Raw genomic sequence first — 10,080 nt, 5'->3', positions numbered from 1 at the left:
AACGACGCATCGGCATACAGAGCGGCCATTGTATATTCCCTTATCGGGACCTGCAAGTCTGCCGGAGTTGACCCTAGAGTGTGGATGGAGGACGTACTGAGGAAAATACCGTATTATGAAAGGGATAAAAAGGATATGACAGAACTTCTTCCACGGAACTGGGTGAAATCATAACAAATCTGTTCCGAATTGATATAATTTGATGCTATTAGTCCCGACTCGGAGGCGAATCTGAACGAATCGTGCCCAGTCGGGACTAATTTTTTGTATTTTGCAATACGTACTTTACCGGAGGCTTACTTCCGTTCATCTCATTGAACTTGCCTCGGAAATTCATCCGCTGTAGGTACTTTCTCATTCTGTTCGAAGAAGAAAAACATGGTCTCGCATAACTCTTCAAAGTGTTGTATATCTCTGTTGATGACAGAAGAATGTACTTTCTTTTTCCCATCTGACACGGAACCGCAGTTTTGCATCCGGCTTACCCTTTTCCTTGTGAAGCAGGAATATGGTATTTCGTTTTATATTTATTCCGTTTAATAAAAAATCATGGAGCAAATCGATCATCAACTATACTTCGTTTGTCTTTCTCTGTTTTCATAATCCTACAATACATCACTAATTATGTGTTGTTTCACAATCCATAGGCCTCTCACTTGCTCTATTGCTATATCGAAGTCATCGAATTCTCTTTCATTAATTGAATGAGCAATCCAATATTTCTCTGACAACTTCTGCTCTTTATATCTGCGTAATATCTTTATATGCCCATGATACTCCCTTGTATCTCTATCCTCAACAAGCACTCCGAATATATTCCCAAACGGGATAGTGTTCGGGTTTTCATAAGGAAGTGGATACTTTTTTAACGCGACCCAGCATCCCGCAGGGAGTGTGGGAGCCATTGAGTTTCCTACAACTTGGGCGACACCCTCACAATCTTTGCAATCGGGAAGATACCAATATCTTGTTATGTCCTCTGATATGTTGATTAATTGATATTGTCCGGCAGCGAACTTAAACGACACTTCTGGTAGTAGATGCAATCCTTTTTTTACGGCAGCATCGTATTCTCCTTCAGTCTCTATGTATATTCTATTGGATTCGGGTATTTCTATTGTTTCGGCTTCTGTTTTGAGTGGATTGCCTCTTCCTGTTAAAATAAAGTCTATATTGGCTTTTTCAAAATGCTTTCCAAAATCTCTTATGATGTTCAAGGAAGCACCACCTACTCCTCTTCTTATTTTTGACATTTGCTCTTTTGATATACCACTGACGCCATTCCATACTGAATAGTCTGATACACCCAATTTATCAATGACTTTGAGGAATCTCTCTGAATATTCGTTATATCCATTATTTTTTTCTTCCATGTCTGCATGCTGTGTATCAGACAACAATTGTATCTCCGTTATACCATATTTATTATATATAGCTCTCTTGATGTCGTCTGATACAGATGGATATTTTCCACTTCTTTTATCGGTATTAAAAATTCGATTAAGCGTTTGTTGCCTAATTCCTATCTTCTCGGCAAATTGAGAGACGTTTCCATCGCTCTCTTTAACCACCAATTCATAGATATTCCTATTCATGATAGGCATATCTTCCGGAGAAAACATTTTTTTATTTACCATATCGTTTGTTTTACAATCAAGTTTATATTTTGTATCGCTGTTAATCAGGAACACATCGACATTGTTGGTAATTAGTAAAAATATATCTCCAAATCGCTTAGTGAAGCACCTTGGTTTGAATGACGCATACCTTTCGCGCTCCTCGTATTCTTGAATTGCGTTCGAATGTTCATTCGTTTGTTTGTATATCCTCCAAATATAAGAATCGAGTGCCATTGTATTTTAGAATCTTACAGTTTTAGGCTTTTTCTGGACAACGTAGTATAATTTTCTTATCTCATCTAAATTTAATTCGAAATCCCTGTATTCAGGAGAATCGCTAATAGAGTGGAATGTTACCATTCCACGTTTTAAATCTTGATTAACAACCTGTTTTATCAGCACAGACGAATCGAATACCACAACCCAATATGGGTGTTTCTTGTATTTCAACCCATCTTTCCAATGTGACTTGTCAAGCTCTCTCGCTAAAACAACCTCCCCCTCTTCAAAGCTATCTCTCGTCCCGTCATCCATACTGTCTCCTCTCAGTTTGAATGCGAGAAAATTACCTTGAACAACCTCATCTACTTCGAATATTTCCGAACTCCATTCATCCCTTTCCGACTGAAGCGTTATCTCTTCATTGGCAAATTGTCCGTACGCTTCGTATGGAACCAATGGGGCTTTCATTAGAAATCTTCCGTCTCCCAGATCGTAAAACACATCACCATTTTTATTTTCGGTGTAATATTCCCTTTCTTCTGCTTCTAATATTGGCGACGCATTTGTTTCAAGGCTTGCGTTTCCTTCAATTAGCATTTTTCCAATACCACTCCATAGCCATTCTTCGTCAAATATCCCTCCGAAAGTTGCGTTGAATCTGGATAGAAAACTTTTAGTATGATATCCATCTTTCCTATTGAGAGCTCTTGATAAATTTTCCTTAGATACACTCATCTTATCGGCTACATCTTGTTGAGTATGAACAAGCCCTTTGCTTTTTAAATATTGGAAAGCGACTTTTATTGGTGTTTTTTCATCTTTCTTTTTTGTCATATCAACTTTAGTTGGCGTCTGTTACATCAACGGAACGATACAAAGATAAGCAACTTGATTCAGAGTTGCAATAGTATAAACACATGCTGTGATTTACTTTCATTTCTTCAAAAGAATATTAGTTAAAATCTATGCTTGCAAGGGTGTTGTCATTCGGTTTGCAGTAAAGAGGCAAAAAACTTCTCGTTCCACTTCAGGCAGATTGGCTCGGCAGCGTTTCTCTCATTTGGTCGTAGGAACTCCTCTTTTTTTTGCAATCGCTGATACAATCAAACAGAGCTGCTGATACAATCAAACGCAATCGCTAATACAATCAAACAGAGTCGCTAATTTTAGGGATACTCATTTATAGTAATATTAAAGCCAACCAAATTCATTGCGAGTCAGTTGGCTTTTGTATATGTTCAAGCATTCCCTCCAAAGAATGGTTTGGCAGCCAAAACGGAGGAAAACTTATCGGGACACATATATGGCAAAGGTGCATAAAATCTCCGAAGTCCAATCTATTTTAGGTTTTACCGGATTCGATATCTTCAAGTGTATTTGAAAATAATTATATTGCCGAAAAAATATTCAAGTATGATTGAAATAATTAATTCTATACGCAAATACTACTCACCATATACTTATCGAAATTATCATCGATAAGTATGTGGTGAGCATGGATGATTATAAAATTCCTACCAATGAGGGGATTGGGCATATTTCCGATTGGATTTTGGGAAACATATTAAAATAGAAAATCTACTTAAATTGACGCAAGAGGTTCTTGCACAATCAGCATGTATGAAATTGATACTGATCTGATGCCATAAACAGAAGTGCTATTGAGTTTGACCAACAGAGGTTTATTGTAGATTTTTATCATAAGTTCGAAAAGTTACATTTGGACAAAGGCTGATTGAATTGCCAATGAAAGCAGATAAACAAGCCCGCGATTGGAGCACATCGCTTCTTTTATCCCGAACTCGCCTTTTGAGATAATCGAATGTCATGGATGAAGAAATCGAGTGCAATCGGTAAAATAATCGAAGATAATCAGTGAGTAATGGCGGACTATTGGTGAATAAATTGAAGATAACCAGTGAAGAAATAGCGGACTATTAGCCAATAAATTGAAGAAAACCAGTGAAGAAATAGCGAGCCATTGGTGAGTAAATTGAAGATACTCAGTGAAGCAATGGCGGGCTATTGGTGAAGAAATCGAAAATAATCAGTGAAATGTTTGGATGTTTATTGGTATAACACTATCTTTGCACCGCTTTTTAACAGAAAGCGCATAAGTTTGGACTATGGTGTAATGGTAGCACAACAGGTTTTGGTTCTGTTTGTCTAGGTTCGAATCCTGGTAGTCCAACAACTGATTGCAGAAAAGCCCTGAGAAACAAAAATTCTCGGGGCTTTCTTCTTATTGGGGGGCCAAAGCGGGCTCAGCAGTAAACTAATGTGGGGATTCTCTAAAACTCTTATCTTTGCCCTCAAAAAAAATCTCGTGACTACTTATGATACTCTTTTAGCCTTAGTTCGTCTAAGGCTCCCTCCTGACCTGTTGGATTGTTTTGACATTATGGTAGTCGCGCGTAATCTTCAACAGACTATTGACCAGCTGCGTGCTCTGCCCGCCAATGTTATTCGATGGTCGCACAGACAATACGATAATAGTGATATAGAGACGTAAATCGGGATATTCTGTAAAACCTAAAGCCGGTTGGGTTTCGGAGATTTTATGTACCTTTGCTATATATGTGTCCCGATAAGTTTTCCCTCCAAACTGTTTTATAGAACAATGCTGCCTAAGTAATTATAGACTACTTCACCATTCACGAAAGGAAGCAAATCGTTATACGCATCAATTCGAACAATATCCATATTAAGAGACCTCTCACCATAAACCTTATTCAGTGTTGACCAATTAAAATCAAAATTACGGCCTTCAGAAAAGACTAAAATTTTCTTTTCCGGCAATTTTACCGGCTGTTTCTTAATCTTAACATATACATACAGGCTAGCCATTGGTTCGTTATAAGAAGGAACGCCGGCGTATTTCCGCATCCCATAGAAGCCTTTGGCTCGTGTTTTTTCTGAAGGTAAGGACATAAAGAGAGAAGCATTGGCAAAAAGAAAAGCACATTCTCCCCACAAGCAATATTTGAGCCTGCTCAGTTCATCTTCCTGTTTAGTTTGCACATCAACACAAGAAAATTCTGATAAAGGGAAACATTCTTTTACCATATCATATGGCTGAAGTTCTGATAAGCATTTAAGACGAAATATCTTTGAAAAGTCGGCATTGCATAATTCTTGTTGCAATTTAGCTCTGTAAGATTTACGCATAGCATCTAATGCAAAAGGATCTTCGGATGCTTGTTTAAATTCATCAGGTACACATAATGAGGCATATTTATCAACAACCTTGTCATCAACAGCTTTTTGATAAAGTTTTAGCGCGTACACATACAAAATAGAGGGTGTCAAATCCACTGCCCCGTCAACAGACGAAATCATGTAATCGGACATTATATTTCCACGGCTTAGCGCTTTATTTAGGCTGATACAGAAATGATTGCCTCCACCTTCAGCCATGACAATCTGTAAATTTTCGGGTTGTTCGTAAATCCCCATATCCTGATATAATTGTTCATCGTATTCCGGTATAGAAGTAATAGTCACTTTCAAACCTGCAATATCTCTGTCAGGCATTGGAGACAAATCGCCTTGTTCGTTGACAGTACGTATAAATAAATACCCTGATAGTGCAGGCTTGCCTACAACAAGCGTATCACCTATGCCATAATTTTTACCATTACACCCTGTAATATAGCTTTGAGCATAAGATTCCGATATGGCTAAGCTGCCCATAAAAGCCATAAAAAGATTTAAATACTTAAGTACCATAAGCAAAGTTTTAATTAAACGTACACAAATATAAGCTATTCCTTATTAAGGATAAGAGAGCTTGTAATGATTATTCTTTTCTAAGCCTAAAAAACCTCTACAAAGTAAAAACATTTACTTCTTCTTCATCAGGCAGGCAAAAGAGTGCCTGCCACGCTATATAACTATAGAGTAAAAACGTCTACTTCTTCTTCCCGTAAGCAAAAATGAAGTAAAAGCCGATGATGATGAACGGGATGCTGAGCCATTGCCCCATGTTGAACGTCATCTGATCTTCGAAAGACACCTGGTTTTCTTTCACAAATTCGATGAAGAAGCGGAAGGTGAAGATTGTCGCCAGACAGAGTCCGAAGAAGAAGCCGCGATGCAACTCCTTGCTGTGGCGCCTGTACAGGTAAATCATCACGAAGAAAAGCGCGAGATAGGCCAACGCTTCGTATAGCTGTGCCGGGTGGCGGGGTTGCATGTCGATGCGTTCGAAGACGAACGCCCAGGGTACATCGGTCGGTTTGCCGATGATTTCCGAGTTCATCAGGTTGGCCAGACGGATGCAGCAGGCGGTGATAGGAGTGGCTACGGCAATCATGTCCAATACATCCACATAGTGCAATTTGGTTTTCCGGCAGTAGAGCCAGAGCGCGATAATCAGTCCCAGCGTACCGCCATGGCTTGCCAGCCCCTGGTATCCGATAAACTTCCATCCTCCTCCCGGCAGCAGCTTCACGGGCAGCAGCATCTCCAGAATGCCTCTACCGCTGGTGAGGTGATAGCCGGGGTCGTAGAAGATGCAGTGCCCCAGCCGGGCGCCGATGAGGATACCGAAGAAACAGTAGAAGAAGAGCGGTTCGAATTTCTTCTCGCCTATCTTCTTGTCACGGAACTGATAGTGAACAACGATGTAGGCCAGAAAGATGCCTACCGCCCATAGCAATCCGTAATAGCGGATGGAGATGCCGAATAGGTTGACGAATTCGGGATTGGGATTCCAGTGAATAGACAGTAACATAAGACTTATTGATTGTTAATTGATTTCGGGCCGGCGAGCGGCCTTTGTTTTTATATCTCAACCCTTCATCCGTGCAATGCCGGCGGCGTTTGCTTTCGGACAGGGTTTGCGTTCTTTCATCGGGTTGGCATGCTTGCACATTGAATCTGAAGTTTGGAATCGTGCCGCCCTTTCAATGTTTTCATCGTGCTTGCATGCTTGCACATTGAATCTGAAGTTTGGAATCGTGCCACCCTTTTAATGTTTTTACCGTACTTGCATGCTTACACATTGAATCTGAAGTTTGGAATCGTGCCACCCTTTTAATGTTTTTACCGTGCTTGCATGCTTACACATTGAATCTGAAGTGCATGATGTCTCCATCCTGCACCACATACTCCTTTCCTTCCACGCTCAACTTTCCCGCCTCCTTCACAGCCGCTTCCGAGCCGTATTGGATGAAGTCGTCGAACTTGATGACCTCCGCGCGGATAAATCCCTTCTCGAAGTCGGTATGAATCACTCCGGCGCATTGGGGAGCTTTCCATCCTTTTTCGTAAGTCCATGCGCGCACTTCCTGAACACCGGCGGTGAAATAAGTTTCGAGGTTCAGCAGTTTATAGGCCGACTTGATGAGGCGTGCCACGCCAGACTCCTCCAGTCCTACTTCGGCGAGAAACATCTGGCGGTCTTCGTACGTCTCCAGTTCGGCGATATCCGCTTCCGTGCGTGCAGCCACGATCAGTATCTCGGCACTCTCGTCCTTCACGGCTTCGCGAACCATCTCTACGTATTTGTTGCCCTTCACGGCGCTTGCCTCGTCTACGTTGCACACGTACATCACCGGTTTGCTTGTGAGCAGAAACAGCTCGCGGGCTATCTTCTGTTCGTCTTTCGTGTCGAAAGTCACGGTGCGTGCCGACCGTCCCTGTTCCAGCGCCTCTTTGTAGCGCACAAGCACGTCGTACGTCTGCTTGGCTGCTTTGTCACCACCCGTCTGCGCCTGCTTCTGCACTTTCTGTATGCGGCTCTCGATGGTTTCGAGGTCTTTCAGCTGAAGCTCGTAATCGATGATCTCTTTGTCGCGGACGGGATTTACGCTGCCGTCTACGTGAGTCACGTTATCGTCGTCGAAGCAGCGGAGCACATGGATGATGGCATCCGTCTCGCGGATGTTTGCCAGAAACTTGTTTCCCAATCCTTCGCCTTTGCTCGCTCCTTTCACCAGTCCGGCGATGTCTACGATTTCCACCGTCGTGGGAACGATGCGTTGGGGATGAACCAGTTCCGCCAAGCGGTTGAGACGTTCGTCGGGAACGGTGATGACGCCTACGTTCGGTTCGATTGTACAGAAAGGGAAGTTTGCCGCCTGTGCTTTTGCGTTCGACAGACAGTTGAAAAGAGTCGACTTACCCACGTTGGGCAGTCCGACGATACCACATTGCAATGCCATTTATATCTTTTGTTATTTATTTAAACTCAAATTCGCGCATGCAAAGATAGCCATTCTTTTACAAACTATGTTCTTTCGGCACAGGTTTTCTTGGCTGCCGGGCGGCGATGCCGGCTATCCACGCGCCGGCTGCTTGTGGATACAACTCACCGTCAGCAGGGCTAACGGCGGCGATGCCGGGTATCCACGCGCCGGCTGCCTGTGAATGCAAGCCACCGTCATGCGGCTAATGGGCGGTGATGCCCAGTATCCACTTTGTGATGTCTTTCAGCACTTCGGGGCTGATGGTTTCCTCTATCTGCGCGTATTCGTTCACGGCTCCGGTGGTGCAATGCTGAAACAAGTGGTTCAGTCCGGGATATACTTTGGTTGTTACCCGTTTGTTACCGCCTTCCGTTGTATGGAGGCGGATGGCATTCAGGTTCGTCTCGGCATCCACTTGCGCGTCTTTCTCTCCGTTCAGGGCGAAAAGCGGGCACTTCACACGCTTCAGGTCTGTGGCGGGATCGTGTTTGAGGAATTCCAGAAACCAAGGCGATGTCATGGCTGCCGCTTCGGCTTCCGCCCGCTTTCGAACCGCTTCATTCGCCTGTTGCTGCGGCATTGACGAGTAGACATGAGCGAGCAGCTCTTCCCGCAGCTTTTCGGGAGTCTTTCCGGCCTGCATCAGCAGCGTGTAGCGTTCGCGCAAAATAGGTTTGAGGTTCTGCCAGCCGGCGTCGGGCATTCCCGACAGCTTAGAGAGGGTCTCCGTTTGCTTCAGTAACAGGCTGTCGCCCCGCACGGCGCTTCCTGCCAGCGAGACGATGAATGCGAGCTCACGGTCTTTCGCCCCTATGCCGAAAGCTATCAGTGCCCCGTTGCTGTGCCCTATGATTCCGACTTTCCGCGAGTCGACCTCTTTTCTGTGGCGCAGATAGCCGATGGCTGCTTTGGCATCGCGTGTGAACCCGGCATTGGCAGTGGAGGCGTAGTCGCCTTGCGAACCGCCTATGCCCCGGTCGTCGCACCGCAACACGGCAATCCCGTTCCGGGTGAGATGGTCGGCAATGACCAGAAAGGGTTTATGCCCCATCAGCTCCTCGTCTCTGTTTTGCGGCCCGCTTCCCGTCAGCAGAACCACCGCCGGAAAGTTCCGTCCTTCGGCGGGCAAGGTCAGCGTGCCCGCCAGGTCGATACCGTCCTGCTCGTTTCTCACCTTCACCTCCTCGCTCTTGTAGGGAAACGGAGGTTGCGGTTCCTGCGGACGTTTCGGACGGGGAGCTTCTCCTTTCTCAAGGTCGAGCTTGAGGGCAACCCCCTGTGTGAATGTGCCCGTAATCTTTCCCTCCTCCGTCAGCTTCCCTTCGTACGATGCCCCGATCGTGGGTATGCGGATGTGGAGCGTGGAGTTCTCGAAGGTTGTTTTCTCCGTAGGGATTCCCTTCGCCCCTTGGTCGGGACTGTCGAGCGTGGCGGTGTATCCGCCTTCGGGAGCCTGCTTGATGTGGAAAACGATGCTGAGCGAACCTACGGGCAGCTCCAGCTTTCCGTGCCAACTTCCCGTAATGTCTTGCGCCTGTGCCGGCGAAGGAAGACCTGTCATTGCCATCAGTCCGATGAGGATGATGAAAAGAGATGTTTTTTTCATCTGTTTTTTCATGTGTTTCATACGTATAAGTCTTTTTTTCAGGTGAATATCCGCAAATATAGTTTTTTCCGAAAGATATCCCCGTTTTCTTTGGCGGTAATTTTTGCACGCTCCCGAAAAAAACAGTGAATCCCGCCTGAGAAATCAACTTCTGTTGTCTCGGCAGATATATGGTGGGGTATATCCATATGCCCGCAACGGGGGATGTGTAGCCGGAACGGCGGGTATGTATATTCCGGTTCGGTGGGTATATGTAGTCAGTCCGGTGAGTATATATGGCTACCGTGGTGAATATATATGGCTACCGTGGTGAGTATATATGGCTACTACGGTGAGTATATATGATTACCATGGTAAGTATATATGGAAGGCGGTAATCAACGGTTAGTGTCACATCGGCCTCCGGTGAATATATATGGCCAGCATGGTGAGTATATATAAC

The 10,080-nt window shown here is 44.3% G+C and carries 7 protein-coding genes and 1 tRNA gene; 2 read left to right on the top strand and 6 right to left on the bottom strand.

The features are described from left to right. The first annotated feature begins 27 nt into the window (after nt 1-27). A complete protein-coding gene (locus C234_RS18335; RefSeq protein ID WP_211231527.1) occupies nt 28-174 on the top strand; it encodes a transposase domain-containing protein in 147 nt (48 codons plus the stop codon). 431 nt (nt 175-605) lie between these two features. On the opposite strand, the gene C234_RS0115580 is transcribed toward C234_RS18335, so the two are convergent. Together C234_RS0115580 and C234_RS0115575 are read right to left on the bottom strand one after the other, a co-directional pair. After that, nucleotides 606-1,853 (bottom strand): S24 family peptidase, encoded by a 1,248-nt coding sequence (locus C234_RS0115580; protein WP_027326517.1) that lies wholly within the window; start codon nt 1,851-1,853, stop codon nt 606-608. Between the two features lie 6 nt (nt 1,854-1,859). Next, on the bottom strand, nt 1,860-2,675 hold the full coding sequence (locus tag C234_RS0115575) for a S24 family peptidase (protein WP_027326516.1): 816 nt from the start codon (nt 2,673-2,675) through the stop codon (nt 1,860-1,862). Between the two features lie 1,286 nt (nt 2,676-3,961). Here C234_RS0115575 and C234_RS0115565 point away from each other — a divergent pair. Further along, nucleotides 3,962-4,032, top strand: a tRNA-Gln gene (locus tag C234_RS0115565). 419 nt (nt 4,033-4,451) lie between these two features. Here C234_RS0115565 and C234_RS0115555 read toward each other — a convergent pair. The 4 genes from C234_RS0115555 to C234_RS0115535 all read right to left on the bottom strand — a co-directional run bounded on the left by C234_RS0115555 (nt 4,452) and on the right by C234_RS0115535 (nt 9,650). Next, on the bottom strand, nt 4,452-5,570 hold the full coding sequence (locus C234_RS0115555) for a DUF4852 domain-containing protein (protein WP_034537024.1): 1,119 nt from the start codon (nt 5,568-5,570) through the stop codon (nt 4,452-4,454). Nucleotides 5,571-5,751: 181 nt separating this feature from the next. Beyond that, nucleotides 5,752-6,585, bottom strand: coding sequence for a prolipoprotein diacylglyceryl transferase (gene lgt / locus C234_RS0115550; RefSeq protein ID WP_027326513.1), 834 nt, complete (start codon nt 6,583-6,585; stop codon nt 5,752-5,754). A gap of 319 nt (nt 6,586-6,904) precedes the next feature. Further along, nucleotides 6,905-8,008 carry a redox-regulated ATPase YchF gene (gene ychF / locus C234_RS0115540; RefSeq protein ID WP_027326512.1) on the bottom strand — a complete coding sequence of 368 codons (1,104 nt, stop codon included), beginning with the start codon at nt 8,006-8,008 and terminating at the stop codon, nt 6,905-6,907. Between the two features lie 226 nt (nt 8,009-8,234). Continuing rightward, on the bottom strand, nt 8,235-9,650 hold the full coding sequence (locus C234_RS0115535) for an alpha/beta hydrolase family protein (protein ID WP_027326511.1): 1,416 nt from the start codon (nt 9,648-9,650) through the stop codon (nt 8,235-8,237). Nucleotides 9,651-10,080: the final 430 nt, after the last annotated feature.

Origin of the sequence: Bacteroides pyogenes DSM 20611 = JCM 6294 (assembly GCF_000428105.1) — a bacterium.
In the GTDB taxonomy this organism is placed as follows: Bacteria; Bacteroidota; Bacteroidia; order Bacteroidales; family Bacteroidaceae; genus Bacteroides; species Bacteroides pyogenes.
The sequence above is the reverse complement of the archived record's forward strand: the minus strand, read 5'-3'. Positions and strand labels throughout refer to the sequence as shown.

Coding starts and splice junctions, on each gene's coding strand:
- ychF (WP_027326512.1), bottom strand. CDS start 8,008: ATGGCATTGCAATGTGGTATCGTCGGACTGCCCAACGTGGGTAAGTCG.
- C234_RS0115535 (WP_027326511.1), bottom strand. CDS start 9,650: ATGAAAAAACAGATGAAAAAAACATCTCTTTTCATCATCCTCATCGGA.
- C234_RS0115555 (WP_034537024.1), bottom strand. CDS start 5,570: ATGGTACTTAAGTATTTAAATCTTTTTATGGCTTTTATGGGCAGCTTA.
- C234_RS0115580 (WP_027326517.1), bottom strand. CDS start 1,853: ATGGCACTCGATTCTTATATTTGGAGGATATACAAACAAACGAATGAA.
- C234_RS0115575 (WP_027326516.1), bottom strand. CDS start 2,675: ATGACAAAAAAGAAAGATGAAAAAACACCAATAAAAGTCGCTTTCCAA.